General features: G+C 38.7%; 2 protein-coding genes and 1 pseudogene. All 3 read left to right on the forward strand.

The genetic code is table 11. The features are described from left to right. A pseudogene (locus HP401_RS35470) lies at window positions 1-1447 on the forward strand (hypothetical protein); the annotation flags it as partial. 17 nt (window positions 1448-1464) lie between these two features. Beyond that, on the forward strand, window positions 1465-2439 hold the full coding sequence (locus tag HP401_RS35475) for a hypothetical protein (RefSeq protein WP_173607605.1): 975 nt from the start codon (window positions 1465-1467) through the stop codon (window positions 2437-2439). Window positions 2440-2461: 22 nt separating this feature from the next. Next, on the forward strand, window positions 2462-2917 hold the full coding sequence (locus tag HP401_RS35480) for a DUF6630 family protein (protein ID WP_173607606.1): 456 nt from the start codon (window positions 2462-2464) through the stop codon (window positions 2915-2917). Window positions 2918-3112 lie beyond the last annotated feature (195 nt).

Raw genomic sequence — 3112 nt, forward strand, 5'->3', positions numbered from 1 at the left:
GGATCTTCAAGCGCCGAAGATTGAGATGGTTGGGCTGACGAAGGCGCCTGTGGTTGTGGAGGATTTGCCGCAGGAGGAGGAAGAAGAGGAAGAGGAGCAGCAGGAAGAGGAAGAGTCTGGCTGGGGTGGATTTCTGGATGGTGTACAGTTAGCGCTGGATGTTGTGGGACTTATTCCGGGTTTGGGAGAAATAGCGGACTTAGCGAATGCAGGAATCTCGCTCGCACGTGGAGACTATGCAGGAGCAGCGCTATCTCTAGCGGCGTGTATCCCTTTTGCAGGCTGGGCGGCAACCGGAGCCAAGCTGGGAGCAAAGGCGCATAAAGCACTAAAGGGAACGAAAGCGGGACAGAAAGTGCTTGAGGTAGCAGACTCAGCGGCGGATGTAGTGAAGACGGTAGCAAATGCCGTCGAAAGTACCGTAGGGAAGGTCTGGACGGCTGCCCGCAAAACACTAGATGAGATGGATGTGATGCAAGCCGTCCAGCGAATCAAGGAGCAGTTGTACGCTAGCGTGATGGCCGCAAAAGATACAGTCATCAATAAGGCAACACAGATGAAAGAACAGCTGAAGCAAAAGGCTAGGAAGCTGCGCGATGATATGCAAGAAGGCTTGCAGAATTTAGCGGATAGTTTAGGCCCTCAGTTACAATCGGCGGAAGGGTTTCCAATTAAATTCTCGAATAAAAAAGATGTGGTAGAGCTTGCCCCTACGGAGAACCAACTGAAGTGGCGCGAAACATACGGGGGACCGAATGGGCAGAAGCCGAATCAAAAGCCGCCTGAAACCGATGGGACGAGTAAAGGTGGTTTAGGTGGTAAAAAGGCTGAAGATATCGAAAAAGAAATTAAGGATTTAGATGAAGAAATAGCGAAATTGAAAAAACAAGGAAATGAAGATGAACTCAAGAGATTAACTCGAAAAAGAAACAAATTGGCCAATAAACTAGATACTAAAGATGATATTAGTAAGAATTTCGACTTAAAGTCTGCGAAGGAGTATGAGCGAAAAATCGATAATTCAAAACATTTCCCTCATGATAAAGGTGATTTTGGAGAAGAAGTAACAAAGATTGTAGCGAAAGATAATGGCTTAGGTGATGACGTTTCAGAAATGTTCCAAGTCGGGAGAAACGGTATAGATGCTGCATTCCTATCAAAAGGGCCGCCACCTAAGTTAACAATGATTGAATCAAAAGCATCAGATTCAGCTAGCTTTAGTTATTCCGATAAACAAAAATTGGGCGGAGAAAAATATTTCCAAAATATGATTGATAGTGGTGATGCAAGGTATGCAGATTTTGCGCGGAAATTTAAAAAATTAAAAAAAGAAAATCCAGGACTTCAATATGATTTTATTAGAGTAGAAACAGATATTAAGATAACCAAAACTGGATTCGGAGTAGATGAATTAAAAGTAAAAGATTGGAGTAAAGAAATCGAGTAACCATAAGGAGAATTAAAATGCTCAACCCAAAAAAATTAGAAATGGCGTATAAAAGATACAAGGAAAATTTTACAGAGGGTATCCGATATGAAGATATAAAAGAGGAATATGATGATAGCAAGAGTGAAATCACTGATATAGTGGAATACAATACCATAGAAAAGGATCATATTTTACTAATAAATTTAGCCTCAATTTATTCATATCACTTGTCAAAATGGAAAAACGATGTGCTGGCTAATGGCGGAAGTCAAGTGGAAGGATTAAAAAACATGCAAATGGTAGTATTTTATCAGTGCATGGGGCAAGATCTTTATAAAATCCGGTATCCTCAAATGATAGTAGAATACTCTTTTAAGGGAGTTTTAACATCTTTAATTCATTTCACGATGTTTGGGTGGGAGAAAGAAGAAAATATATTATTTGATTTTATTGTTGATCATTTCGGCGGGCCTTTAATGGAGGTTAATGATGACAACAAGCATACTTGGTTTTTACTTGAGTTATACTTGAAATATAGAAATAAAACAATTATGGGAACAAATCAAAAATTACATTTAACTGTTAAAGAAAAGTATAAGAAAGCTGGGCTACAATGCGGTTTAATACCTGAAGATCTAGATGTTTATAGTGAAGTGTTGGAAAAATGGCCAACACCTAGTTCGGAAGAAATCGAAAATTTGGTCGGGAAAATGGTGTTGTATCATTCACAATTAGCCTCAGAAATAGGACAACTAGGTGAATTTGGTGACTTCAGATACGGATTCTATCCTTTTGAAATTTTGTTCTTGCTTTATGTGAGGAAACAAATGGATTTGTATGCTCCAAAACAATTTGAAGAACTATTGATGAATACCCCAGAAGCGAAGATGGTGTTTGGAGACCCTGAACCATACCCTGAATGGGACCCTTTGTTGCTCCAGATAGATAATTTTTATCGTAAAAATTACCCAGAATATATCCCGAACAAACATGGAGTATTGTTTCGATAAATAATATACGGGGGACGTCAATATGTATGGTCAAGGTATAGCACAGCTGATATTCCCAGATAGCAAAGATTTAGAAGAATTTATTAGGGATCATGAAGAGCTGGATTTACACGAAAGCTTATTAAAATATGGACTGTCCACAAAGAAATTTTTGTTTCTTGATTATAAAGGTGAGCAGTATCAGGAGATCGTCAATTATATTTTGGATTATGAATTCAATCTTCAAAATGAATTAGCTTCACAAGAAGAACTTGAAGAGCTCGGGAATTTTGAGTATGAATATGTACCTGAAAAGATAAGGGAAGCAAATAGGATACTGTCACAAAGGGGATATGGATTATTTACTTATCCGACTTCTGGTGACTTTTATGCATTATTCATCGCCCAGCTGGAGAATAAAACAAGATTACTGGAAGTACAGCTACTTGCTGACGAAAGGATTCCTTTAAAAGAAAGATATATAAAGTATTATTCCTAAGATGGGGAAAACCGCTGATCCATGATTCAAAAGCGGCAGTGACTACGTGAAGACGGGAATTTTTTAACAAAAGAAAATTATTTTGGTAGATAGGTCAATCATGTGCATTTACTAACATGATTGACCTGTTTTTTTTGTAACTTTTCTTTCCAGCAACTAACAGACACGAGCTACACCATCAGCAAAAGGCTATCT

The sequence above is a fragment of the Brevibacillus sp. HB2.2 genome (genome assembly GCF_013284275.1).
GTDB classification, from domain to species: Bacteria; Bacillota; Bacilli; order Brevibacillales; family Brevibacillaceae; genus Brevibacillus; species Brevibacillus brevis_D.